Origin of the sequence: Curtobacterium sp. DN_7.5 (assembly GCF_022655355.1) — a bacterium.
Lineage (GTDB): Bacteria > Actinomycetota > Actinomycetes > Actinomycetales > Microbacteriaceae > Curtobacterium > Curtobacterium luteum.
This window is the reverse complement of sequence record NZ_CP093378.1, coordinates 2,973,668-2,997,489: the sequence shown is the minus strand read 5'-3', so window position 1 is coordinate 2,997,489 and position 23,822 is coordinate 2,973,668. Positions and strand designations below refer to the sequence as shown.

Annotated in this window: 20 protein-coding genes; 10 read left to right on the top strand and 10 right to left on the bottom strand. The window is 73.5% G+C overall.

What is annotated here, in order from left to right; translation table 11 throughout:
- The first annotated feature begins 111 nt into the window (after positions 1 to 111).
- Complete coding sequence (locus MON03_RS13870; protein ID WP_242089020.1) at positions 112 to 2,943, top strand: alpha/beta hydrolase family protein; 2,832 nt, start codon at positions 112 to 114, stop codon at positions 2,941 to 2,943.
- A gap of 123 nt (positions 2,944 to 3,066) precedes the next feature.
- On the opposite strand, the gene MON03_RS13865 is transcribed toward MON03_RS13870, so the two are convergent.
- Positions 3,067 to 3,714, bottom strand: coding sequence for an NAD(P)-dependent oxidoreductase (locus MON03_RS13865; RefSeq protein ID WP_242089018.1), 648 nt, complete (start codon positions 3,712 to 3,714; stop codon positions 3,067 to 3,069).
- Between the two features lie 62 nt (positions 3,715 to 3,776).
- On the opposite strand from MON03_RS13865, the gene MON03_RS13860 reads away from it, so the two are divergent.
- The 3 genes from MON03_RS13860 (at position 3,777) to MON03_RS13850 (ending at position 6,102) form a co-directional block, all read left to right on the top strand.
- Positions 3,777 to 4,382 (top strand): TetR/AcrR family transcriptional regulator, encoded by a 606-nt coding sequence (locus tag MON03_RS13860; RefSeq protein WP_242089016.1) that lies wholly within the window; start codon positions 3,777 to 3,779, stop codon positions 4,380 to 4,382.
- Positions 4,383 to 4,453: 71 nt separating this feature from the next.
- Positions 4,454 to 5,404, top strand: coding sequence for a DUF389 domain-containing protein (locus MON03_RS13855; RefSeq protein WP_022903393.1), 951 nt, complete (start codon positions 4,454 to 4,456; stop codon positions 5,402 to 5,404).
- Positions 5,401 to 6,102, top strand: a complete 702-nt coding sequence (locus tag MON03_RS13850) for an HAD family hydrolase (RefSeq protein WP_242089014.1) — start codon at positions 5,401 to 5,403, stop codon at positions 6,100 to 6,102. Before MON03_RS13855 ends, MON03_RS13850 begins: the two co-directional genes overlap by 4 nt.
- Before the next feature lie 107 nt (positions 6,103 to 6,209).
- Here MON03_RS13850 and MON03_RS13845 read toward each other — a convergent pair whose 3' ends face one another.
- The 6 genes from MON03_RS13845 to mobA all read right to left on the bottom strand — a co-directional run bounded on the left by MON03_RS13845 (position 6,210) and on the right by mobA (position 12,502).
- Positions 6,210 to 7,094 carry an aminoglycoside phosphotransferase family protein gene (locus MON03_RS13845; RefSeq protein WP_242089012.1) on the bottom strand — a complete coding sequence of 295 codons (885 nt, stop codon included), beginning with the start codon at positions 7,092 to 7,094 and terminating at the stop codon, positions 6,210 to 6,212.
- Between the two features lie 93 nt (positions 7,095 to 7,187).
- Positions 7,188 to 9,497: an FdhF/YdeP family oxidoreductase gene (locus MON03_RS13840; protein ID WP_242089010.1), complete on the bottom strand. Its 2,310-nt coding sequence runs from the start codon at positions 9,495 to 9,497 to the stop codon at positions 7,188 to 7,190.
- Positions 9,494 to 10,369 (bottom strand): formate dehydrogenase accessory sulfurtransferase FdhD, encoded by an 876-nt coding sequence (fdhD, locus tag MON03_RS13835; RefSeq protein ID WP_242089008.1) that lies wholly within the window; start codon positions 10,367 to 10,369, stop codon positions 9,494 to 9,496. Before fdhD ends, MON03_RS13840 begins: the two co-directional genes overlap by 4 nt.
- 71 nt (positions 10,370 to 10,440) lie before the next feature.
- A complete protein-coding gene (locus MON03_RS13830) occupies positions 10,441 to 11,604 on the bottom strand; it encodes a molybdopterin molybdotransferase MoeA (protein ID WP_242089006.1) in 1,164 nt (387 codons plus the stop codon).
- Positions 11,601 to 11,867 (bottom strand): DUF6457 domain-containing protein, encoded by a 267-nt coding sequence (locus MON03_RS13825; RefSeq protein WP_204620560.1) that lies wholly within the window; start codon positions 11,865 to 11,867, stop codon positions 11,601 to 11,603. The genes MON03_RS13830 and MON03_RS13825 overlap by 4 nt, the downstream gene beginning before the upstream one ends.
- Before the next feature lie 8 nt (positions 11,868 to 11,875).
- Positions 11,876 to 12,502 (bottom strand): molybdenum cofactor guanylyltransferase, encoded by a 627-nt coding sequence (gene mobA / locus MON03_RS13820; protein ID WP_175327571.1) that lies wholly within the window; start codon positions 12,500 to 12,502, stop codon positions 11,876 to 11,878.
- A gap of 87 nt (positions 12,503 to 12,589) precedes the next feature.
- Between mobA and MON03_RS13815 the strand changes: the two genes are divergently transcribed.
- Positions 12,590 to 12,868 (top strand): DUF4190 domain-containing protein, encoded by a 279-nt coding sequence (locus MON03_RS13815; protein ID WP_242089004.1) that lies wholly within the window; start codon positions 12,590 to 12,592, stop codon positions 12,866 to 12,868.
- Between the two features lie 24 nt (positions 12,869 to 12,892).
- Here the strand turns inward: MON03_RS13815 and MON03_RS13810 are convergent, their stop codons facing one another.
- The 3 genes from MON03_RS13810 to MON03_RS13800 all read right to left on the bottom strand — a co-directional run bounded on the left by MON03_RS13810 (position 12,893) and on the right by MON03_RS13800 (position 15,876).
- Complete coding sequence (locus MON03_RS13810; protein ID WP_242089002.1) at positions 12,893 to 14,965, bottom strand: ArnT family glycosyltransferase; 2,073 nt, start codon at positions 14,963 to 14,965, stop codon at positions 12,893 to 12,895.
- A gap of 86 nt (positions 14,966 to 15,051) precedes the next feature.
- Positions 15,052 to 15,696: a TetR family transcriptional regulator gene (locus MON03_RS13805; RefSeq protein WP_175327568.1), complete on the bottom strand. Its 645-nt coding sequence runs from the start codon at positions 15,694 to 15,696 to the stop codon at positions 15,052 to 15,054.
- A 24-nt stretch (positions 15,697 to 15,720) separates the two neighbouring features.
- Positions 15,721 to 15,876 carry a hypothetical protein gene (locus MON03_RS13800; RefSeq protein WP_175327567.1) on the bottom strand — a complete coding sequence of 52 codons (156 nt, stop codon included), beginning with the start codon at positions 15,874 to 15,876 and terminating at the stop codon, positions 15,721 to 15,723.
- A 110-nt stretch (positions 15,877 to 15,986) separates the two neighbouring features.
- Between MON03_RS13800 and MON03_RS13795 the strand changes: the two genes are divergently transcribed.
- The 5 genes from MON03_RS13795 (at position 15,987) to MON03_RS13775 (ending at position 23,785) form a co-directional block, all read left to right on the top strand.
- Positions 15,987 to 16,553, top strand: a complete 567-nt coding sequence (locus MON03_RS13795) for a TetR/AcrR family transcriptional regulator (protein ID WP_175327566.1) — start codon at positions 15,987 to 15,989, stop codon at positions 16,551 to 16,553.
- Between the two features lie 413 nt (positions 16,554 to 16,966).
- On the top strand, positions 16,967 to 17,950 hold the full coding sequence (gene pstC / locus MON03_RS13790) for a phosphate ABC transporter permease subunit PstC (protein ID WP_502798674.1): 984 nt from the start codon (positions 16,967 to 16,969) through the stop codon (positions 17,948 to 17,950).
- Between the two features lie 2 nt (positions 17,951 to 17,952).
- Positions 17,953 to 19,323, top strand: coding sequence for a phosphate ABC transporter permease PstA (gene pstA, locus MON03_RS13785; RefSeq protein WP_242088998.1), 1,371 nt, complete (start codon positions 17,953 to 17,955; stop codon positions 19,321 to 19,323).
- Complete coding sequence (pstS, locus tag MON03_RS13780) at positions 19,320 to 21,041, top strand: phosphate ABC transporter substrate-binding protein PstS (RefSeq protein WP_242088996.1); 1,722 nt, start codon at positions 19,320 to 19,322, stop codon at positions 21,039 to 21,041. Before pstA ends, pstS begins: the two co-directional genes overlap by 4 nt.
- On the top strand, positions 21,038 to 23,785 hold the full coding sequence (locus tag MON03_RS13775) for a peptidase associated/transthyretin-like domain-containing protein (RefSeq protein ID WP_242088993.1): 2,748 nt from the start codon (positions 21,038 to 21,040) through the stop codon (positions 23,783 to 23,785). Before pstS ends, MON03_RS13775 begins: the two co-directional genes overlap by 4 nt.
- The last annotated feature ends 37 nt before the right edge of the window (positions 23,786 to 23,822 follow it).

Genomic DNA, 23,822 nt, shown 5'->3' with positions numbered 1-23,822 from the left:
CCGGGCGATCATCCTGCGGGATGATCCGACTGGCCGACCGGTCTCGCTACCGTGACCACCAGCGCGTGCCGCACGGCCCGCGGAACCACCCGCCGACAGGGGGACCCCGACGTGGACCGTCACCGCCACCAGCCACCACGCCGCCGTCGCGGTGCTCGATCCCTCGGGGCGCGATCCCTGGGCGCCCGGTCGCTCGGGGCCGCCGCCGTCGTCGCGGCGCTCGCCCTCGCCGGCAGCCTCGTCGCCCTCCCTGCGGTCGCCGCGCCCGCCGACGGCACCCCCGCGGACGGTACCGGCACCACGATCACGACCGGCGACTCCCCGGTCGCGTCGGGGGACGGGTGGACCGTGACCGCGGTCGCCGGCGGCTACGTCGTCACCCTCACGCTCGACGAGCCCCTGCCGATCCGGGCCGCCGCCCCGACGCTCGTGGTCGACGGCCGGGACATCGGGATCGCGAGCACGAGCATCGACCAGCGCACCCTCACCGTCACCACCACGGACCCGTCGGTCGCGAGCGCGACGAGCGTGGTCCTCGGCTCGACCGGGGGCGTGCAGCGCCCGAGCGGGCCGTCCGTGTCAGCGCAGGCGACGCCGGGTGCCCGACCCGAGGAGACGCCGGCGCCGCTCGACGCCGACCCGGCCGCCGCGGGTCCGTACTCCGTCGTCCGCGCCGACTACGACCTCGGCGACCAGGCCGAGACCATCCGCGGCTTCCGGGGGCGCAAGGGCGAGATGCGCGCCGCGGTCTGGCTGCCGGCGAACGCCCCGGGGAAGCGGCCCGTCGCGGTGTTCCTGCACGGTCGGCACGAGGCCTGCGTCGGCGGGACCCCGACCGCGGCCGGTTGGCCGTGCGGGAAGAACCAGACCGTGATCCCGAGCTACCTCGGGTACAACGCTGCCGCCCAGGCGCTCGCGAGCAACGGGGTCGCGGTCGTGTCGATCTCCGCGGACGCCATCAACGCCCTCGACGGCACGTACGCCGACGACGGCGGGGCCACGGCGCGGGGGCAGCTCGTCCTCGACCACCTCGCGCTCCTGCAGCGCGCGGACGCGGGGGACGAACCGCGGCTCTCCCCGGCGCTCGTCGGCAAGCTCGACCTGCAGCACGTCGGCCTCATGGGCCACTCCCGCGGCGGTGACGGCGTCGTCCGGGCGGCCCTGCTGAACGCCCAGCGGAAGCAGCCGTTCGGCATCACGGCCGTCATGCCGCTCGCACCCACCGACTTCGGCCGCACGACGCTCCCGGACGTGGACACGGCCGTGGTGCTGCCGTACTGCGACGGCGACGTGTCCGACCTGCAGGGCCAGCACTTCTTCGACGACTCCCGGACGGCCTACGGGGACGACGTGCTCCGCTCCTCCGTCCTCGTGATGGGCGCGAACCACAACTTCTTCAACTCCGTCTGGACCCCGGCGACCTACCCGAAGGCGTCGTTCGACGACTGGTGGGACCAGCAGGACCCGGTGTGCGGCGCGAAGGCGAAGGGCACCACGCGCTTGAGCTCGAGCGCGCAGTACGCCGTCGGCACGAGCCTCGTCAGCGGGTACTTCCGACTGACGCTCGGCGGCGAGCAGCAGTTCCTGCCGTACTTCGACGGCAGCGGTCGCGTGCCGTCAGCGCTCGGCACGGCCGACGTCCGCGTCACCGCGTCGCTCCCGGGCGGCACCCGCCGCGACCTCGCGCTCTTCACCGCGGCGGACCCCGCCGTGACCACCCGGGGCGCCGTACGGGCGGTGACCTGTGCCAGCACCGAGGGCGTCGCCGGCACACCCGCCCTGCCGGCCTGCGTCACCGGAGCGACGACCGCGCCCGACTACGTGCAGGCCTGGCTCGCGCCGTCGGTCCCCGCCACGCCCGCACTCCACGTCGTCCCGACCGGGACGGCCTCCGGTGGCGCGGTCAAGGTCGCGGTCGACCCGGCCGCAGGGGACCTGTCGTCCTTCTCGACCCTGTCCGTCCGCCTCTCGCCGGACGACCGGGCGACCGCGGCGGCCGACGTGTCGCTCCGGGTCACCGACGCCTCCGGAGCCAGCGCGACGCGGAGGCTGTCCGACGTGAGCCGTGCCGGTGCGCTCCTGCCCGGTTCCCGGGACGCGGTGCGCAAGACGTTGCTCCAGCAGGCGCAGGTCCCGCTCAGCGCCTTCACCGGGATCGACCTGACGAACGTCCGGCAGGTCGCCGTCATGGTGCCGAAGGGTCGCAGCGGCCTGCTGCTCAGCGATCTGTCCGCGCTGCCCGCCTCGTCGCTCGGCACGCCGAAGGTGGTCGACCGCCCGACCGTCCGGGTCGCCGACCGGTTCGTGAACGAGGGCAACGCCAAGGGCACCGCGCGGGTCGCCGTCGTCCTCTCACGGCCGGCCGAACAGACCGCGACCGTCGCGTTCGACCTCGACGCCTGGGACGGTGCCGTCAGCTCGACCGTGCAGGAGGTCGTCTTCCGTCCCGGTGAGGTCTGCCACACGGTCGCCGTGCCGGTCTTCGGGGACCGCCGCGCCTCGGAGTCCCGGACCACCGCGTACCCCCTCGCCGTCAGCACGACGCAGGGTGGAGCGGTCCTCGGCGACGGCACCGGCACCCTCACGCTCCGTGAGGACGACGGTGTCTCGATCGGTGGGACGAGCGTGTCGTCCGCGCCGCCCGTCGGCCGCGCCGGGGACGCCTGCGCCGAGGCGCAGGCCGGGACCGGCACCGTCACCGCCAACCCCACCCGCCCGCAGCGTGCGCACCGCGTGGTCTTCACGAGCGCCGGGTTCCGGCCCGGTGAGTCGGTCGCCGTGCGCATCGACGGCGGCGCGGCCACCCGTGTCGTCGCCGACACGACGGGCACCGCGACGCTGACCGTCGCGAAGACGACGCAGAGCGTCGGCGCCCACGTCGTGACCGCTCGCGGGTACGGATCGGACCGTGCGGCTCGGGGGAGCTTCACCGTCCGGCGCTGACACGCCGTCGGCCGGGTGACGGCCGGACTGGAGGCGCGGGGCGGGCACGCACCGCGCCTCCTGTCCGGCTGCTCCAGCGTGGTACCGCTCTGCGGCGCTGCCGAGCCCCCGATGGGGGCTGGGTCAGTCGCGTCGCCCCCGCGCGTAGGCACTCCCGTCGCAGCTGTGCACCGCGCGGTCGTCCGTGAGGAGCCGCAACGAGTACTCGGCGCAGTCGACGAACGTGCCGATGCTGATCCACGACGAGGAGCGCCGGAGCGTCCCCTTCGACGGTCCGTCCGACCCGATGCCGGCGCGGTGGACCGTCCACTGCAGGTCGCGGGCCTCGGTGTCGAGGTACCGCATCACCGCCTCGTTGTCCCGGTGCTGTCCGTCGTAGCTCCGGGCGATCGTGCGCCGGACGATCCGCAGCACGAGCGGGAGCCGCTTGCCGGGCACGGCACTCAGGCCACCCGCCTGGTAGAGGAACCGCCGGACGCCTCCGCGGCGCATCGCGGGGACGAGCTCGCGGACGAACTCGGTGTTGACCATGCGGGTCTCCTGCGCCTGTCGATCGCCGAGCATCGCGACCACCGCGTCGACACCGTCGAGCAGCCGGTCGAGGTCGAAGGGCTCGGTGACCGACCCCTGGACGACCTCGAGGTGTTCGTCGACGAGCGTGAGCTTGCCGGGGGTGCGGGCGACGGCCCGGACGGAGTGCCCGCCGGCGAGGGCGAGGCGGACGAAGTGCTGGCCGGTCTGGCCGGTGGCACCGAACACGAGGATCTGCATGACGCCAATCTAGGCACTGGCTAGAAAATAGGCAATGCCTAGTTCGTGATTAGGATGGAGACGTGCCCGACCGCCCCTTCCACCACGGCAACCTCCGAGCGGTGCTGCTCGACGAGGCCGTCCGAGTCCTGCGCGAGTCCGGGGTGGACGGACTGTCGCTCCGCGACCTCGCACGCCGGGCGGGGGTCAGCCACGGCGCACCGCGGAGCCACTTCGTCGACCGGCAGGCGCTGCTCGACGCCCTCGCCGTGACCGGGTTCGAACGGCTGACCAGCGCGGTCCGCCGGGCGCTCGCCGGGTCGGGCGACGACCTGGCGGCCCGCTTCCGCGCGGTCGCCCGTGCCTACGTTGACTTCGCGATCGACGACGCCGCGCTGATGGAGCTGATGTTCCAGGCGAAGGGCAGCGGCGGCACCGGGCCCGCCGGCGAGTCCGCTGCGACCCTCTTCGAGGTCCTCGACCAGGCCATGGGTCCTCGGCCGGACGGCGGGGGAGACGAGGGAGCACGGACCGCGTTCAAGATGCTCTTCGCGGCGACCATGCAGGGCATCGCCGCGCTGGTCGCCTCCCGACGGCTCGAGCGCGCCCACGCGGACGGCCTCATCGACGCCGCGACCGACATGATGCTCGCGTCGGACCTCCGGACCCGAGCGCTCACCCCGGGCTGATCCCCGACCGATCGGGACACTCGTCCCCTCGTGCCGGAACCGGGCAGGACGTTCTCCGACACACTGGCGACATGCTCTCGGTCCGCGTCTCCGCTCCCGCCCCGCTCGCCGAGGAACTCCGCGTCCGCCTGTCCGCCGACCCGACCGTGTCCGACGTCACGGTGCTGCGCGGGGCCTGTCTCGACGGGAGCGGCGACCTGCTCCTCTTCGACATGGCGCGGGAGAACGCGAACAACGTCATGCGCATGCTGCGGCACGCCGGGGTGCCCGAGCACGGAACGATCGCGGTGTACGACCCGGTGACGGTCGTCTCCGACGCCGCGGACGCAGCCGAACGGGCGGCACCGGGACACCCGGCCGACGGGGTGCTCTGGGCGCAGCTCGCCGACGACGCCCGCGAGGACGCACGCCCCTCCGTGTCCTTCTTCACCTTCCTCCTCCTCGCGACGCTCATCGCCGGCATCGGGAGGTTGCTCGACCAACCCGTGCTCATCATCGGCGCGATGGTGGTCGGTCCGGAGTTCGCCCCGATCGCGGCGACCTGCTACGCCCTGGTCCGTCGGCGCTTCGGCATCGCCGGGTCAGCCGTCGCGACGCTGCTCGCCGGGTTCGCCGGTTCCGCCCTCGTGTCGTGGGGCCTGTGGGCGGCGGTGTCCGCAGCCGGACTCATCACGTACGAGCAGGCGACGACCGGCACGCAGACCGAGTTCATCGTCGCGCCGGACGGCTGGTCCTTCGTCATCGCGGCGCTCGCCGGCATCGCCGGAGTGCTCTCCATCACGTCCGCGAAGCCCTCGGCGCTCGTCGGGGTGTTCATCTCGATCACCACGGTGCCCGCGGTCGGGACGGTCGGGCTGACGCTGGCGGTGGGTGCGTGGGACGAGGCGAGGGCTGCCGTGGTGCAACTCCTCGTGAACCTCGCCGGGCTGCTGCTCGCGGGCACGGTGACCCTCGCGGTCCAGCTCGTCTTCGGCCGTCGGCTCGGTCGGCGCCTGCAGGAGCGTCGGGCGGCCCGCCGGTGAGCCGGGGAGGCGCGATCCGGGCGGTGGGCTTCGACCTCGACGACACCCTGTTCGACCACCGAGGGGCAGCCGTCGTCGGCGTCCGACGGTTCCTCGGACAGCGCGGCATCGACGCGACCGACGCCGTCCTGGCCGCGTGGTTCCGCGCGGAGGACGAGCAGTACGAACGGTGGCGCTCCGGCGAGATCGGCTTCCCGGAGCAGCGGCGGGAACGACTCCGGACGGTGCTCCCGCAGCTCGGGCTCGCGGTCCCCGCCTCCGACAGCGGGCTCGACGCCCTCTTCGACGACTACCTCGCCGCGTACCGGGACGCCTGGCGGGTCTTCCCGGACGTCGTGCCGCTGCTGCGGACGCTCCGGCAGCGCGGGTACCGGATCGGGCTGCTCACGAACGGTTCCGAGGCGCAGCAACGCGACAAGCTCGCCCGCACCGGCCTGGCCGACGCGTTCGACGCCGTCTGCGTCTCGGAGCGGATCGGCGTCCAGAAGCCCGACCCGCGAGCGTTCACGATCCTCGCGGAACGGCTCGGGGTCGAAGCCGGAGCGTGCCTGTTCGTCGGCGACGATCCCGAGCGGGACGTCGCGGGCGCACGCCGTGCCGGCATGTGCGCGGTGCTCGTCGACCGGTCGGCCGACGCGGCTCCCGCCCTCGACGAACTGGTCGACGCGGCGCTCACCGCGCCGGCCCACGGCGACTGAGCGCGGACCCTGCTCGAGGCCCGACGAGCGGACTGGAGGCGCGGGGCGGGCCCGCACCGCCCCTCCCGTCCGATGTGACCCGGCCCCCGCGCCGGGGGCGAGCCGCCTCACCCGAGCAGGTCGGCGATGCGCGCGGCGCGCGCCGCGGCGTCCCGCGCTGCCCCGACCTCCGCGCGACTGGCGTACCAGAGCGCCGACTCGACCATCCGGGCGACCGACCAGGCGAGGACGCGTGCGGGCTCGAGGCCGGTCCGGTCGGCGAGCAGTCCGACCCGGTCCGCGAGGACCGTCCCGGGGTCGGCGTGGGCGAACGGGTCCTCGACCTGCACGAGCAGCGGACAGAGGTCGTACGCGGGGTCGCCGGTCATCGGTTTCGGGTCGATCACGAGCCACGGTTCGCGTCCGGCCATGAGGACGTTGCCGGGGTTGTGGTCACCGTGCACCACGACCGTGGCCGGAGCCGACCGGGGGAGCTCCCGGAGGAGCGCGATGCCGTGCCGGACGATCCCGGGGTCGAGCGGCGGCGCGAGGGTCCGCATCCGCTCCTCGGCGAGGTCGGCCCACTCGTCGCAGACGTCGACGAGCCGCTCGAACGGGGACGCGTCGGGCACCCCGGCCGCCCAGAGCCGTGCGACGGCGCCCGCACCGATCGCCAGCCGCTCGGCGGCGCTCAGGTCCGTCCGGTCGACGAGTCGTGTGCCGGGGTCGCAGCGCTCGAGCAGCAGCACGAACGGGTCGTCCGGATCGACCGCGAGCAGTCGGACCGCTCCCTCGCCGCCCCACCAGGCGAGCGCTGCCGCTTCGTCCCGGGCCTCGCGGTGCGGGAACGACAGCTTGAGCACCGCTGCTCCGCCGTCCGCGGTGGTGACGGCCTGCACGCGGGACACGCTCCCGCCGGTGATCACCGCGCCCGGCCGGAGGTCCCAGCGCGCGACGGCGGCGGCGAGGCGGTCCGGGACGGTCCGGTGCCAGGCGTCCTCCGTCGGCCACATGACCCCACCGTACGGCGTGGCCGCCCGTGCGGCGAGCCGGCCCGGCCGCCCGGCCCAGCGAGCCGGACCAGGGCGCCGGACCCGCGTCCGGCGTCAGCCGACGGGGACGGGAGCCACTACCGGGGTCAGCCGGACCGGGACCGCCTTCGACACCGGGGTGTTGCTGCCCTTCGCGGCGGAGTCGAGGGGGACGAGCACGTTCGCCTCGGGGAAGTACGCCGCCGCGCAGCCCTTCGCACTCGGGTAGGCGACGATCCGCTGGTCGCGGAGCACCCGCTCGACGCCGTCGTGCCAGACGGTCGCGACGTCGACGTGCTGGCCGTCCTCGAGCCCGAGCTCGGCGAGGTCCTCCGGGTTCACGAAGACGACGTGCCGACCCTTCTTGATGCCGCGGTACCGGTCGTTGAGGCTGTAGATCGTCGTGTTGTACTGGTCGTGCGAGCGCAGGGTCTGCAGCAGCAGGGTGCCCTCGGGCCGTTCGACGTGCTCGAGCTCGTTGACCGTCAGCATCGCCTTGCCGGTCTCCGTCGCGAAGGTCCGGGAGTCGCGGGGGCCGTTCGGCAGGACGAAGCCCTCCTTGCTGCCCGCCCGGCGGGAGTAGTCGTCGAAGCCCGGGACGACGTGGCTGATGTGGTCGCGGATCACGCCGTAGTCGTCGCGCATGGCCTCCCACGCGATCGGCACCCGGTCGCCGAGGACGGCTCGGGCGAGTTCGCAGACGATGGCGACCTCGCTGCGGAGTCCGGGGGCGACGGGCGGCACCTGGCCGTGGCTGCCGTGCACGGAGCAGACGGTGTCCTCGACGGAGACGAACTGCGGCCCCGCGGCCTGCACGTCGATCTCGGTCCGGCCCATCGTCGGCAGGATGAGTGCCTCTTCCCCGACGACCGCGTGCGACCGGTTCAGCTTGGTCGACACCTGGACGGTCATCTCGGTGCCGCGGAACGCCTGCTCGGCGAGCTGCGAGTCCGAGATGGCGGCGACGAGGTTGCCGCCCATCCCCATCCAGAACTTGACGTCGCCTCGCTGCATCGCGTGGATGCCCTTGAGCGCGTCGACACCGTGCTCGCGGGGCGGCTCGAAGTGGAACTCCGCCGCCAGGGCGTCGAGGAAGGAGTCCGGCATCTGCTCCCAGATGCCCATCGTCCGGTCGCCCTGCACGTTGCTGTGGCCGCGGATCGGCGAGGCGCCGGCGCCGGGCTTGCCGATGTTCCCACGGAGCAGCAGGAGGTTGATGATCTCCTTGATCGTGTCGACGGCCTTCGTGTGCTGGGTGATGCCCATCGCCCACGTGATGATCGTCCGCTCGGAGCGCAGGTAGCGGTCGGCGAGCTCGTCGATCTCCGCGAGGGTGAGGCCGGTCGCGCGCACCACCTCGTCGTCGTCGACCTCGAGGATGTGCTCGACGAACGCGTCGTAGCCGCTGGTGTGCTCGTCGATGAAGGCACGGTCGACCACGGTGCCCGGGGCCGCCTGCTCGGCGAGGACGACCCGCTTCGCGACGGCCTGCAGCAGCGCCATGTCGCCGCCGAGCCGGATCTGCAGGAACTGGTCCGCGATCTGGGTGCCGTGCCCCACGACGCCGCGGGGGCGCTGCGGGTTCTTGTACCGCCGCAGACCCGCCTCCGGCAGCGGGTTCACCGCGACGATCTCGGCGCCGTTCTGCTTGGCGTCCTCGAGCGCGGTGAGCATGCGCGGGTGGTTCGTGCCGGGGTTCTGCCCCATGACGATGATGAGCTCGGTCTGCTCGAAGTCGTCGTACGCGATGGTCGACTTCCCGATGCCGACGACCTCGGCCATCGCGAGGCTGGTGGACTCGTGGCACATGTTCGAGCAGTCGGGCAGGTTGTTCGTCCCGAACGCCCGGACGAAGAGCTGGTAGACGAACGCGGCCTCGTTGCTCGTGCGACCCGACGTGTAGAACGACGCCTGGTCGGGGCTGTCCAAGCCGTTCAGCTTCTCGGCGATGATCTCGTACGCGCGCTCCCAGCTGACCGGCTCGTAGTGGTCCTTGCCCGCGGGCTTCCACACCGGCTCGGTCAGCCGACCCTGCATGCCGAGCCAGTACTCGGTCTTGTCGGCGAGGTCGTCGACGGAGTGCTCGGCCCAGAACGTCCGAGGCACCGTCACCGGGGTGGCCTCCCACACCACTGCCTTGCCGCCGTTCTCGCAGAACTCCGCGGTCTTGCGCTTGTCCGGGTCCGGCCAGGCGCAGCTCATGCAGTCGAACCCGCCCTTCTGGTTCAGGGCGAGCATGAGCTTGGCGGTCCGCGCGGCACCGAGCTGCTCGAGCGCCGGTCCCATCGAGTGCAGGACGCCGGGGACGCCCGCCGCCCAGTCCTTCGGCTCGCCGACGGTGAGGTCGGCGTCGGTCACGTCGTCGGTGGGTGGCTGCTTCGTCATCGTGCGCTCACGGTCTCTCTCGGTGCGGCGGAGGCGGGGGCCGACTCCATGATGCGCTCGGGGCGGCTGTAGACGACCATGCTCTGCCCGCGGAGGAAGCCGACGATCGTGGTCCCGACCTCCTTCGCGAGGTCCACGGCAAGCGACGACGGCGCGGACACCGCCGCGAGCACGGGGATGCCGGCCATCGACGCCTTCTGAGTCAACTCGAAGCTCGCGCGCCCGGAGACCATGAGGACGGTGCCGCTGAGGGGGAGTCGGTCCTCCTTCACGGCCCAGCCGATCACCTTGTCGACCGCGTTGTGCCGCCCGACGTCCTCCCGGAGCACGAGCATCTGCCCGGTGGTGCCGTCGAAGAGCGCCGCCGCGTGCAGGCCGCCGGTCTTCTCGAACACGTCCTGCGCCTCGCGGAGCCGGTCGGGGAAGGTCGCGAGGAGCGCCGGGTCGAGCACGAGGTCGTCGTGGAGCACCGCGTGCTGGGACTTCGTGCGCACCGCGTCGATGCTGGCCTTGCCGCAGAGCCCGCAGGAGCTGGTCGTGTAGAACGCTCGCTCCAGGCTCGGGTCGGGCGCGGGCACGCCGGCAGCCAGGGTGACGTCGAGCACGTTGTACGTGTTCAGTCCTTCCTCGGTCGCGCCGGCGCAGTACCGGGCCGCCGCGAACTCGTCACCCCGGGCGATGACGCCCTCGGAGACGAGGAAGCCCGCCGCGAGGTCGACGTCGTGGCCCGGTGTGCGCATCGTGATGGCGAGCGCCGAGCCCCCGACGCGGATCTCGAGCGGCTCCTCGACGGCGAGCAGGTCCTCCCGGACGGAGCGGGAGGTGGCGACGGTGATGCGCGTGACCCGCTTCCGGGCGGTGATCCGGTTCATGGCTCGGGTCTACCACCCCGGGCCGCGTCGGACCAGGGTGCGCGGCCGCGGTGCGGTTCCCGGCCGGTCGCTCACCAGGGCAGCGCGAGCGCAGGCACCTCGTCGCCCGCCAGCGCGCCCCCGTCGACGACCATCAGCCCGTCGGCGTCGGCGAGCCCGCGCAGCATCGCCGACGTCTGGTGCGCGGCAGGGACCGCTCCGTCCGGCGTGGCCCGGTAGGCGAGCACGAGCGCGCCCGGCCGGTCGACCGGTACGTCGACCGCCAGCCGGACCGAGCCGGGCGCCGCGAGCGGCCGGCCGGTGAGCCCGGCGACGAGGGGCCCTCCGAGCAGCACGGCCCCGACCATCGCGGCCATCGGGTTGCCGGGGAGGCACAGGTACAGCGTGCGACCCCGCCGCGCGAGCATCGCCGGTCGACCCGGACGGACGTCCACCCGGTCGACGACGAGTTCGGCGCCGATCCTGCCGAGCGCCCCGCGCACGTGGTCGGTCGACGACCCGGCCGTCCCGCCCGTGGTCACGACCAGGCGTTCGACCGCGCCGGCCAGTGCCCGCTCCGTCACGTCCGGGTCGTCCGGGACCCGCAGCGTCGATGCCGGACCCGCCCCGAACGCACCGAGCACCGCGGGCAGGGTCGTGGAGAACACGTCCCGCACCTGCCCGGGCCGCGGGACGCCGTGCTGCACGATCTCGTCGCCGAGCACCGCGACCCGCACCGTGGGGGCCGGGACGACGTCGACGGCGTCCACGCCCGAGGCTGCCGCGAGCGCCACGCGGGGCGGGGTGAGCACGGTGCCCGCGGGGAAGAGCCGCTGACCGACGGCGACCTCCTCGCCGGCGGGACGGACGTGCCGGCGGGCGCTGGTCGTGTGGCGCACGAGCCGTCCGTCCACGACGTCGGCGTCCTCGGACCGCACGACCGACGCGGTGCCGGGCGGCACCGGAGCGCCGGTCGTGATCGGACGTGCCTGTCCGGGCCGCAGCGCTCCGGTCGAGGGCTCCGCGCCCGCGACGATCGGAGCGCCGAGCACCCAGGGCCCGGCACCCGCGACCGCCCACCCGTCCATCGCCGCGCCGTCGTGGCCGGGGACCGCACCCGGGGCGTGGAGGTCCGAGGCGAGGACGCGTCCCAGCGCCGCCGCCAGGTCGGTCGGTTCGCCGGTCTGGCGGAGCAGCGTCCCAGCCGCGTGCGCGGCGGCTCGCGCGTCGGTCCAGCGTGGGGCGGCCGGGCTCACGCTCCGCCCTGGTCGGCCCGTGCGACGGCGAGCCGGGTCGCGGTCGCGGTCGCGTCCGCCAGGTCCTCGGCGCTCCCGCCACGCAGGCCCGCCGCGTACCCGACGAGGAACGTCGTGAGCGGAGCCGCCGGGCGTGCGACCCCGTGCGCCGCGTCACGCGCGAGGTCGAGCACCGTGCTGATGTCGACGGGGGAGTCCGCGGGGAGCCCGAGGGCCTCGGCGAGCTCCGTCCGCCACGCTGCGAGGACGTCGTCAGTGGTCATGGCGTCAGTCAAGCAGGGTCGCGACGCCCCCGGGGGTTCGAGCAGGTCCAGGTGCGTCCTCCGGACGCGAGTCGTCCCGCCGCCTCCGGGGTGTCGACGTCCGCGCAGAGCGCCGACGGCACCGGGACCTCGACGAGGTCGAGCGGTGCCGTGAGGCGACGGAGCGACGCGCCGTCCACCTCGTCGAGCGCGTCGACCGCGGCGCGGAGGGGCGCTGACCGGTAGCACGCGAGGAGGGGCTGCCGCCGCCCGTCGTCGTCGACGGCGATCCACCCGTCCGCCCCCGGGGTCGTCCCCGCGCGGAGCACCGCCACCGCCTCCGCCGGACGGACGAGGTCGCACGCCAGCACGAGCGTGGTCGGGGCGCTCGCCGGGATCGCACGGAGGGCCGCCGCGAGCCCGCTCACCGGACCGCCGAAGGGCGGTTCCTCGTGCACGAGGACGGCGTCGGCAGGAGCACGGGCGGCGTCGCGGAGGCCCACGACCACCAGTCGCTCGGCCCCCGTCGCCGCGGCGACGGCACGCTCGAGGAGCGTCCGTCCGGGGCTGCCGAGCGCTGCCTTGTCGAGGCCGCCGAGCCTGGTGGCGCGGCCGCCGGCGAGGACGACGGCGTCGAAGGGGTGCGGCTGGGACACACCGGCACGGTACTCGTCAGGTGCGGCACCCGGCCTGGAGGCACGGCTCGGCTCCGGCGGTGAGGATCGCTCTGTACCGTGGTCACGATGGACGGTCAGGACGCGGAGGTGACGCCGCCGCGGTCAGCAGCGCCGCGGACGAACGGGATCGCCGTGGCTGCGTTCGCCGTCGCCTTCGTCGGCGGGTTCGTCGGCTCGGTGCTCGGGTTCGTCGCGCTGCGGGAGATCCGCCGGACGGGCGAGGGCGGGCGGGGCCTGGCGACGGCGGCGATCATCGTGGGCTTCGCCCTCACCGCGGTCGTCTGGGCGGCGGGCATCGCGATCGCCGTGTCGATCGTGCACCAGAGCGGTACCGCACCGGCGTGACGACCGCGGGCGCCGTCCGCCGGGTCAGCGGCAGCGCACGAGCGTGAACGACGAGCCGGCCTGGTCGCCGAACGGGTTCGTCGACCGCGGGTGCCCGACGGGGACGGCGCCCCAGCTGCGCACCGTCCGGCAGCCGAGGGCGTCGGTGGCCTCCACCACGGGGTCGGTGGGTGACGCCGAGGGAGCGAGCACGAACAGCCGCTCCGCGCCCGAGGCCACGAGCCGGTCGACCTGCGCGACGGTGAAGACCGGGACGTGGCCGGAGAACCCGCCGTCGGTGAGGACCTCGCGCCCGGTGTCGCCGATCACGTCGGCGGACACGCGCCACGAGTCGGTCATGAAGAGCGGAGCTCCGTCCCGCCCGCCGCCCGCGCGCTCGGCAGTGGTGACGAGTGCCCGCTCGGCCGGGGTCAGCGTGGAGTGCCCGCCCCAGACGTCCGAGGCGGAGACGTGGAAGGCCGAGCTCGGGACGACGCTGCGGTCCGCGCCGAGCATGCCGCTCCTGGCGAGCGCGAAGGCCCGGTCCGGGGTGCGCCCGCCGAACGCGTAGGCACCCGTGCCGACACCGACCGAGGCGTCCCCACCGCTGCCGTCCCGGGCCGCGTCGAGCGCCTGCAGGGAGAAGCACGCCGGGCCGAGTACGACCGACGCGACGAGCAGCGCCGCAGCGGTGCGCCGTCCGCGTCCGTGGGGTCGCACCGACACCCCGCCCCAGCGCACGAGGAGGGCGATGAGCGCGGCGATCGTCGCGCCGACCGCGACCGCGCCGAGCGCCACGGGCTCCGACGACGAGCGTGCCAGCCACGTCCACCACGCGCCCTGGACGACGAGGAGGGCGACCGGCACGACCCGGAGGCGCCGGTCGGCGGCTCCGACCATCCCGGCCGCACCCCACCAGCCCACGGCGCCGAGGAGCGCCAGTTGCACGCCGATCCCGGCCACGTAGGCGGTGTGCGGCAGCCGCATGACGGACAGCACGACGGTCGCGGTGACCAGCCACACGACGACGGCGACGAGCGCGGCGAAGGCGGGGCGGGCCTCCCGGCCGGTGCGACCCGGCCACCAGCGGGCCGCGCCGATGCCGATGCCGGCGAGTGCAGCAGGCCACGACCACCCGACCTGGCTCGCGTAGCGGGGGGAGAACAGCTGGAGGAGTGTGCGGCCGCCGGCGTGCTGCCCACTCCCGACACCGTGGAAGGCGTGGCCGAGGTGCGATCCGGCACGGGCGAACGCACCGCCGATCGTGCTCACCGCACCCGGCCAGATCCCGGGCAGGAACCGGTCGAGGCCGTTGTAGCCGAACACCATCGCGAACACGCTGTCGTCGGTCGACCCGTCGACGTACGGGTGGTCCGCAGCGGGGAGGAGCTCGACGACGACCGACCAGGCGAGGCTCGCCACGAGCGCCGACGCGACGAGCACCGCGACGTGCCCGAGTGCGCGGCGCCAGCGGACTCCCGGGACGGCGAGGGCGACGACCGTGCCGACGACGAGCGCCGGCAGGACGAGCCAGGCCTGCAGCATCTTCGCCTGGAAGCCGATCCCGACGAACAGGCCGGCGAGCAGGAGCGGCCACGACCGCCCGGTCAGGACCGAACGCTGCCACCAGACGAGGGCGACGGCCAGCGCCATCGTCAGGAGTCCGTCCTCCATCGGGTGGCCGAACATGGAGACGAAGATCGGGGTGGCCGCGGCGAGGGCTGCGGCGACGAGGCCCGCCCGGGCTCCGGCCAGACGCAGGCCGACCACCGACACGGCGAGCGTCGTGACGGCGCCCTCGACGACCTGGGGGAGCGCGAGCGCGGCGGTGGACATGCCGAACACGTGCACGCTGATCGCCTGCGGGACCGCGAAGCCCGCGAGCTTGTCCAGCGTCACGGTGGCGGACGGGTCGAAGGAGCCGCTGAGGAACGCGGGGAGGGACTCGGACATCGACCGGGCGGCCGCGGCGTAGAACTCGGAGTCACCGCCGCGGGCGAGGTTCCAGCTCGTCAGGACGGCGCCGAGGACGACGACGGCCACGAGGACGGCCTGGTGCCGCCGGGTCTGGTGCAGCCAGCGGGCGGGTCGCGTGCCGGTGCGGTCGGACGTGCTCATGGCGGCACTGTGCTGCGCTCACCGATGAAGGAGCCGGACGAGCACCGATGCGACGCATCGGGTTCACTCAGGAGGCGTTCAGCGGATCAGCGCTGCGCGGGTGCGGCTGCGGTGGCACGGGCGATGATCTCGTCCACACGAGTCGCCGGCACCCCGACGTCCCGCAGCACGATCGCCCAGCTCGAGCAGAGCGTGTCCTCGATCGGGGTCCGGCTCAGGCGGTAGAGGGCCGCGGCGTGGGCCCCGAGCGCGCCGACGAGCAACCGGCGGGTCAGGACCGATCCGTCGACGTCGGTCCGGACGTCCCCGTTCGCGACCGCGGCGGCGACGTTCGCGCGGACGAACGCGACGGCGTCGGCCGCGCGCGCCGGGGCCATCTCCTCGTGGTGCTCCAGGAGCAACCGGATCGCGCCGTGGGCGATCGGGCTCGTCGCGTCGAGCCGGGCACCGGCCACGAGCGCGGTCAGCAGGGCGTCGAGCCCTGGCGCCTCCGTGGCGCGGACCTCGTCGAGCGCGGCGCGGAGGCGGTCGAAGTGGGCGTCGAGCACCGCGGCGGCGATGGCGTGCTTCGACGGGAACTGGTCGTACGGGATCGCCGACTTCGGCTTGCCGAGCACGGCGGCGATCGAGGCGAACGTCGTACCCGCGTACCCGTGGCGGGCGAACTCCCGGGCCGCAGCCTCGATGATGAGGCGTCGGGTCCGCGCTCGTTGCTCCTCGCGCTGGCTCATCCGACGATCCTAGGCAGGGTGGTCTCAGGGCACCTCGACCGGGACCCCGCGTCGGGTCAGGTGGTCGCGCCCGAAGCCGCAGTCGCACACGACGGCGATCGACTCGCCCGTCGTCAGCAACTCGAACCGCTCGAGGTGCAGCACCTTCGAGCGGTCCTCCGATCCTGTCGTCCCGCTCACGTGCATGTCCCCTCGACGCCCTGATCGTCCGGTAGACGAGCGTATGCCGAGTCCGTACCGGGCCGGTACCCCTCGGACGCGGGTGACCGCTGCACCGGTAGCGTGTCGGCATGCCCCGCTTCACCCCGCCGCCGGCCGACGCCGTCCGGGCCCGCCTGCTCGACGCCGCGCGGGACGAGTTCGCCGAGCACGGCGTCACCGGCGCGAAGGTCGAGCGGATCGCAGCGGCTGCGGGCAGCAACAAGGCACAGCTGTTCCACTACTTCGGCGGGAAGGACGGCCTGTACGAGGCCCTCTACGTCCAGACCGTGACCGAGCTCGCCGCCGAGGTCCCCCTCGACGTCGACGACCTCCCCGAGTACGCCGGCCGCCTCCACGACGTGCTGGTCCGACGGCCGTGGGTGCAGCGGCTCACCACCTGGCACCGACTCGAGGGACGTGCGATCGAGGCGCTCGCCGAAGCCCGGGCCGAGTCCGTCGCGGCCGTCGAACGCGCGCAGCGGGCCGGCGTGCTCCCGCGGTCGTTCCGGCCCGCGGTGCTCCTCGGGCTCGTCGAACAGCTCGCGGCGTTCTGGGCCGAGACCGCACCGGAGGGTGCGGCGCTCGTCGCCGCCGTGGCGCCGCCGCGCCGGCGGCAGGTCGTCGTCGACGCCGTGGCGGCGCTGCTCGCGCGCTGAGGCGCATCCTGCGCTGACCCGCGCCGACCGGAGTCTCGTGGACGGGCTGGGGCGCGAGTCGGTCGTGACCACCCGACGGACGGGAGGCACGGTGCAAGACCGCCCCGCGCCTCCCGTCCGGATCGTTGGTTCCTGGTACGAACCATCGCCCTGATCGGGGCTTTTCGACGCCCGAGGCGTGTGCCCCGATCGGCGTACCCCGGAACGGTCGGTCCGCCCCCCGAACGGAGGTCTCCTGACGCACCCGGACCTCGGAATGCGCTCAGGAACACCGTTCGTTCACCTGCGGTCCGCCGACCGGACTCCCAGCAGAGGGCATCTGTTGGCTGTGCGACTGCCAATCTCGTCCCCGCCGGAACGACGAGCAGCGCTCACCGGCACCTCCGATCCGCTGCTCACAGGAATCCCGAAGGATGCCGTTGTCCACAGATTCGCCCCGCCTGCTGACGGTCGTGCGGGACCCCTCGGACGTCAGGTTCCGGTTCATCGCCCGCGCGGGCGGTGTCGCCGTCCTGACGATCATGCTGCTCGTCGGGCTCTTCCTGACGTTCCGGGCGTCGCAGGCCCTCGGGGTCGCCGGTTTCGGCTTCCTCACCACGCAGGCCTGGGACCCGGACGCGCACCGGTTCGGCATCGCCGCCGTGCTCGTCGGGACGATCCTCATCGCCGGGGTCGCGATCGTCTTCGCGGTGCCGCTCTCGCTCGGCACCGCGCTCTACATCACCGAGTACGCGCCCCAGCGGATCCGGAAGGCCTTCATCGGGCTCGTCGACCTGATGGCCGCGATCCCGAGCGTCGTCTACGGCCTCTGGGGGTTCTTCTTCCTGCAGGGCCAGATCACGCCGGTGTCCCGCTGGATCTCGCAGTGGTTCGGCTGGATCCCGCTGTTCCGCGTCTCGGGCGTCGACCTCGACGATCCGCTCGCGTCGCCGACGTCGTACACGGCGTCCACGTTCATCGCGGGCATCGTCGTCGGGCTCATGATCACGCCGATCGTGACCTCGATCATGCGGGAGGTGTTCTCGCAGGCGCCCCTCGGGGAGCGGGAGGGCGCCCTCGCGCTCGGGTCGACGAAGTGGGGCATGATCCGCGCGGTGGTCCTGCCCTTCGGCCGCGGCGGGATCATCGGCGGCACGATGCTCGGGCTCGGCCGGGCGCTCGGCGAGACCATCGCGGTCTACATGATCATCTCGCCGGTGTTCGTGATCCAGCCGCACATCCTGCAGGCCGGCGCGAGCTCGGTGTCGTCGCTCATCGCGCTCCGCTACGGCGACGCGACCCCGTTCGGCATGTCCGCGCTCATGGCGGCCGGACTCACGCTCTTCCTGATGACGCTCTGCATCAACTTCGCGGCGTCCGCCGTCGTCGCCCGGTCGCGTTCGGGAGCGAGCAGCTAGCCATGACCGACACCACGCAGGCGCCGTCGGGCGCCACCACACCCCTGCCCACCGTGCCCCTCCGGACCCCCTCCGCCCTGATCACCGCGCCCGTCCCGGCGTCCACGCCGTCGGGTGCCGGGTCGGGGACCGTGCTGCCCCGACTCGAGCGGGAGCCGGAGCACCGCCGCGGACCCGAGGAACGCCGCACGAACGGCGTCCGGATCAGCGACGTGCTCTGCGTCGTCGGCGCGGCCATCGCGTCGCTCTCGGTCACGTCGATCGTCTTCACCGAGCTCGCGCCGGTGTCCGGGCCGATCGCCTTCGTCGCGGTCGCCTACCTGCTGTTCCTGGTGTTCTACGCGCTCCTCGTCGCCACGAACGAGAGCGGCTCGGTGGTCCGCGACCGGGTCGTGTCCGCGGCGGTGCACTCGCTCGCGTTCGTCGTCGTCGCGACGCTCGTGTTCGTGGTCGGCTTCAGCGTCGTGCGGGCCACGGACGCCCTGCCGCACTGGAACTTCTACACGCAGGACATGGCGCTGACCGGACCGCTCGACCCGATGAGCTCGGGCGGCGTGCTGCACGCGATCGCCGGGTCGCTCATCCAGATCTCGATCGCCCTCGTGATCACGGTGCCGCTCGGCGTGACCACGGCGCTGTTCCTGACCGAGGTGCCGGGGCCGTTCTCCCGCTTCGTGCGCACGATCGTCGAGGCGATGACCGCGCTGCCGTCGATCGTCGCCGGGCTCTTCATCTACGCGAGCGTCATCGTCGGCCTCGGCTTCGACAAGTCGGGCTTCGCCGCGGCGCTCGCGATCAGCGTGATGATGCTGCCGATCATGATCCGGTCCGCGGACGTCGTCCTCCGTCTGGTGCCCGCGACCCTCAAGGAGGCGTCGATCGGGCTGGGGGCCGGCCAGTGGCAGACGGTCTGGCGGGTCGTCCTGCCGACGTCGCGGTCCGGCCTCGTGACCGCGATCATCCTCGCCACCGCCCGCGGGATCGGCGAGACGAGTCCCGTGCTCCTGACCGCCGGCTTCGCGCCCGACCTCAACCTCGACCCGACGAGCGGGCCGATGATCTCGCTGCCGCTGGCGATCTTCGAGTTCGTGAAGTCGCCCGAGCCGAACATGATCGCGCGCGGCTTCGGCGCCGCCGCGGTGCTCATGTTCCTCGTCCTCGTGCTGTTCGTGATCGCCCGCGTGATCGGTTCCCAGACCGTCGCCACCCGCGAACGCCGCCGCGAGCGCATCGCCGCGGCGTGGGGCACCGTGCTCCGCGGCGTCGAGGCCGCCGGGCCCGCCTGGCGTCCGGTCGGCCGCTTCGTCCGCCGGAACGCCCGCCGCTACGTCCACCCCTTCCCTGCCGACGTCTCCAAGAAGGACCCCTCGTGACCACCCGCAGAACCCGCCTGCTCGGCGCGATCACGGCCGCCCTCGCGCTCGCCGTGTCGCTCCTCCCCGTCAGCGCCGCACACGCGGCGGAGTCCTACGTGCCGATCTCCGGCGCGGGCTCGTCGTGGAGCTCCGTCGCCATCCAGCAGTGGGCGGTGAACGTGCAGCAGTACGGCATGAAGGTCCGCTACGCGAGCACCGGGTCGTCGGACGGCCGCAACCAGTTCAAGGCGGGCACGGTCGACTTCGCCGTCTCCGAGATCCCCTACGGCATCAAGGACGGCGGCGTCACCGACGTCCCGCCGACCGTCGGCTACGCGTACATGCCGATCGTCGCCGGCGGTACCTCGTTCATGTACAACCTGGCCTCGGGTGGCAAGCAGATCACCAACCTCCGGCTGTCCGGACCCGTGCTCGCGGGCATCTTCACCGGCTCGATCACGAGCTGGGACGACCCGAAGATCAAGGCGGACAACCCCGGGCTCGAGCTGCCGAAGCGCAAGGTCGTGCCGGTCGTGCGCTCGGACGGCTCCGGGTCCACCGCGCAGTTCACCACGTGGATGAGCAAGAAGTACCCGTCGCAGTGGAACGCCTACTGCAAGCAGGCCGGGCGTCCGCTGCCGTGCGGCGTGACGTCGAACTACCCGACGATCCCGGGCAAGGGCTTCATCGCGCAGCCGAACTCGCAGGGCGTCTCGGGCTACGTCGCGCAGAAGGCGAACGTCGGCACCATAACGTACGTCGAGTACTCCTACGCCCTGAAGACGGGGTACCCGGTCGCGAAGGTCCTCAACAAGTCCGGCTACTACGTCGAGCCCACGGCCTCGAACGTCGCGGTCGGCCTGCTCGGCGCGAAGATCAACACCGACAAGAAGTCGCCGTCCTACCTGACGCAGATCCTCGACGGGGTCTACGACAACCCGGACCCGCGCACGTACCCGCTGTCGTCGTACTCCTACATGATCATCCCGACGACGACGGACGCGAGCCTCACGACGGCGAAGGGCAAGACCCTCGGCGCGTTCGACTACTACTTCCTGTGCGAGGGCCAGCAGCAGGCCGAGGTCCTCGGCTACTCGCCGCTGCCGATCAACCTCGTGCAGGCCGGACTCGACCAGGTCCGTCGGATCCCCGGCGTCCAGGCGAAGTCGATCGACATCCGGAAGTGCAACAACCCGACCTTCTCGGCGGACGGCAAGAACACGCTCGCGGTGAAGGCTCCCCAGCCGCCCGCGTGCGACAAGCTCGGCGCCACCCAGTGCAACACCGGCACCGGCGGCGCGAAGGGCACCGCGACCCCCACCCAGACGAGCAGCGGTTCGGGACGCTCCTCGGGCTCCGGCGGGGCGAACGGTGGAAGCGGCTCCGGGTCGGGGTCCGACGGTGCGAGTTCGGACGCCGGCTCGGGGTCGACGAGCGGCGGGTCCTCCGGCACCACCACCGCGGGGGACCTCTCGAGCGGGAGCGCCGGCGGCTCCGGGTCGGGATCCGGCACCAGCAACGCGGTCGCGGCGCTGAACGACGGGTCGCCCGTGCAGTGCGACGCCGACAGCGGTGTCTGCCAGAACGTGGCGGCGCTGCCGGTCGAGGTCGACGCCGCCGACGGGTGGAGCCCGACCAAGACGCTCATGACCTGTGCCGTGGCCGCACTGCTCGGCCTGGTGCTCCTGCCGCCGTTCATCGGCGTGCTCGTGTCGCGACGGAGGATCCGCAAGTGAAGCACCAGACCCTCGTCCGACTCGGCTCCGCGGCGCTCGTCTTCGGCGTCGTGACGACCACCGTCGCGGGTTCGCTCCTCGTCGCGAGCTTCCCGGCCTCGGCCGCTGCGCCGTCCACGAGCTCGTCGTCGTCGGTCACGACGTCGTGGGCGGACGCGCAGGCGGCGCTGGCGACCGGCGGCACGGTGTCCGGCGCCGGGAGCGGCAGCGGCAGCGCCACCGGCCGCCCTTCGGCCGGCACCGCCGACACGGCGGCGGGCAACACCGACGCCGGCACCGCGGCGGCGAGCAACACGGGCACCGCCACGACCGAGCCCGACCCGGCCGCGACCCCCGACCCCGCCGCAACCGCCGACCCCGACGCGGCCGACTTCGCCGCCATGTCGTTCACCGTCAGCCAGACCGAGGACCTCACCGACCAGGGCGTCACCGTGAGCTGGACGGGTGCGAAGCCGACCTCCCCGAGCGAGTACGCCACGAACTACGTGCAGATCATGCAGTGCTGGGGCGACGCCGCCACCGGACCGTCGCCCGAGCAGTGCGTCTGGGGTGCCCCGTCCTCGACGATCGCCTCGCTGACCGGCGTCGGCGCGGCCAAGCGCGACCTCGTCATCGGAGACGACCCGCTGCAGGACCCCGCGCTCTCGGGTCCCGACGCGGACCCCGACATGCTCCTCGACCCGCCCGTCGAGAACCCGTTCCTCCGCGCCTACCGGGTGCCGTTCCGTGCGGTCGACGGCTCGCTGTCGAAGAGCACGACGGAGCTGTCGAAGCAGTTCGACGCAACCACCACGAACGAGGTCACGGCGGCGCGCACCGCGAGCGACGGCACCGGACGCGTCACCTTCGAGACGCAGTCCGGACTCGAGGCGCCACAGCTCGGCTGCGGACAGGACGTGCGCACGGCGACCGGGACGGCACCCCGGTCGTGCTGGCTCGTCATCGTGCCGCGCGGGTCGCACAACCTCGACGGCAGCCCCGCGACCGCGACCGCCGCCGGACGCGTCACCGGCTCGCCCCTGTCGGCCTCGGCGTGGCGCAACCGCGTGGTGTTCCACCTCGGGTTCCAGTCCGTCGCGCAGTCCTGCCCGATCGGGAACAAGGAGCAGCGGCTCGTCGGCTCGGAGACCGCGACCGAGGCCGTCACCGCGTGGCAGCCCGCGCTCTGCCGACTCGGCACCACGTACGGGTACTCGCAGATCGGCGACGAGGAGGCGCAGCACCAGATCGTCTCGACGACCGACGGCGCGGCACGACTCGCCCTCGTCAACACCCCGCTCGACACCGGGACCGCGTCCGGGACGACCATCCGGTACGCCCCGGTGGCGCAGTCCGCGCTCGTCATCGGCTTCACGATCGACTACCGGCTGTACCCGGACGCCCCCGCGAAGGTCCGCAACGGGCTGCAGGCGCAGGACCTCACCCTCGACGCCCGGCTCGTCGCGAAGCTGCTCACCCAGACGTACCAGGCCGACGTCCCCGGGCGGGGCAAGGGCGACGCGGTCGTGCAGGCGAACCCGACGAGCATCGTCACCGACCCCGAGTTCCTCGCGCTCAACCCGTCCTTCGTCGGGTCGAAGAGCGACTCGGCGCCGGCCGGCCTGATGGTGGCGCTCGGGGACACGGACGCCAACGCCCGGGTCTGGGCCTGGCTCCGGGCGGACCCCGCTGCGCAGGCGTTCCTCGAGGGACGCCCCGACGAGTGGGGGACGCGCATCAACCCCGCGTACCTGCCGCTCGCACTCGGGACGGACACGACGATCGACAGCTTCCCGAAGGCCGACCTCACGATCGCGAAGGGCGGCGACCCGGACGAGACCGGCTACGGGACGCTCGACATGCGGCCGTACATGAACGACATGCACGAGGGCGCGTACCGGACCCTCAAGGCGGACCCGAACGAGAAGGACTCGTGGAACCCGTTCGGGCAGCCGAAGGGCTACACCTCCCTCGGCGCGCAGGTGCCGGGCGCGCGGTTCGTCCTCACCGTGACCGACGCGGCATCGGCGGCCCGCTACGCGCTCCCGACGGCGAAGATCGTCAACGCCGCCGGCGAGGCCGTGGCGCCGACGACCGATTCGATCACCAAGGGCATCGCCACGATGCGGCCCTCGACCGCCGGTGGTGTCCTGCTCGCCGACCCCACGAACCGCGACCCCGGCGCCTACCCGCTCTCGATGCTCAGCTACGCCGCGGTCAACGTGTGCGCCTCGTCGCCGACCGAGCGTGCCGCGTACGCCACGTTCATCCGCTACGCCGCCGGCGCCGGGCAGGTGCAAGGGGAGAAGCAGGGCGAGCTCCCCGCGGGCTACGTGCCCCTCACCAGCACGATGGCGGCAACCGCGAAGCAGGTCGCGGCCGGGCTCACCGACGCCCGGAGCATCGCGACCGCGTGCCCGACGACGACCCCGCCGGCGGCGTCCGGCGGCACCGAGCAGCCCCCGGTCGCGGGCGGGACGGGCGATGCCGTGCCGACCACCGAGGGCACGACGACGGACCCGGGCAGCGTCGGCGACGTCGCGCCGGCCGCGGACCCCGAGGCGCCGGCCGCAGCTGCCCCCGCTTCCACGCACGACGTCGACGAGTCGTCGACGCCCGACCGACGCACCCACGACCAGCCGCTCGCGGTGACCCGCACGGCGCTCGCGGCAGCGCTCGGCGCCGGTCTCCCGGCACTCGGCGTGGGGCCGTTCCTGATCCGCCGCGGCCGGAGGCTGGCGATGCTGGCCGCCGCCCGTGTGTGACCGAGTTCCACCCCAACGACGGCTGTCACCGCGGCAG